The organism is Vibrio sp. 1078-1, from assembly GCF_033340475.1.
The window spans coordinates 1-590 of sequence record NZ_JAWOWM010000613.1 but is presented as its reverse complement, the minus strand read 5'-3'; the positions used below and the strand labels follow the sequence as shown (position 1 = coordinate 590).

Sequence of the window (590 nt, the reverse complement as noted above, 5' to 3'; positions counted from 1 at the left end):
TTTGGTTGCTCTTGGTTATTCCGGTTGGAGTGCTGGTCAGTTAGAAAATGAACTGGTTGAAAACTCTTGGCTAACCATCGAAGCCACACCAGAAATCATCTTCGATACGCCCATTACAGAGCGCTGGAAAAAAGCGGTAGAAAAGCTAGGTATCGACCCAAGCCAATTGTCGGCAGACGCAGGTCATGCGTAACACAACCGCCTTCCTTAACTTCCACTTCATTAAGATTTGAGACACTGTATGTCACGCACAATAATGGCCTTCGACTTCGGTACTAAAAGTATTGGTAGCGCGATTGGTCAAGAAATCACAGGCACCGCTTCACCACTGAAAGCGTTTAAAGCCAATGATGGCATTCCAAATTGGGATGACATCGAAAAACAAATTAAAGAATGGCAGCCAGACTTATTGGTCGTAGGCCTGCCAACGGATTTGCATGGTAAAGATTTAGAAACCATCACCCCACGAGCGAAAAAATTCGCGAAGCGTCTGCAAGGTCGTTATGGCTTGCCTGTTGAATTGCATGATGAGCGCTTATCAACTTCAGAAGCGCGCGCAGAATTGTTCAGTATGGGTGGCTACAAAGCCT

General features: G+C 45.9%; 2 protein-coding genes. Both read left to right on the top strand.

Annotated elements, in window-relative coordinates:
• Positions 1 to 193, top strand: a 193-nt coding sequence (locus tag R7190_RS29110; RefSeq protein ID WP_318115202.1) for a YqgE/AlgH family protein, incomplete at its 5' end; no start/stop codon positions are given.
• Between the two features lie 48 nt (positions 194 to 241).
• The coding region (gene ruvX / locus R7190_RS29105; protein WP_318138098.1) for a Holliday junction resolvase RuvX at positions 242 to 590 on the top strand (349 nt) is incomplete at its 3' end.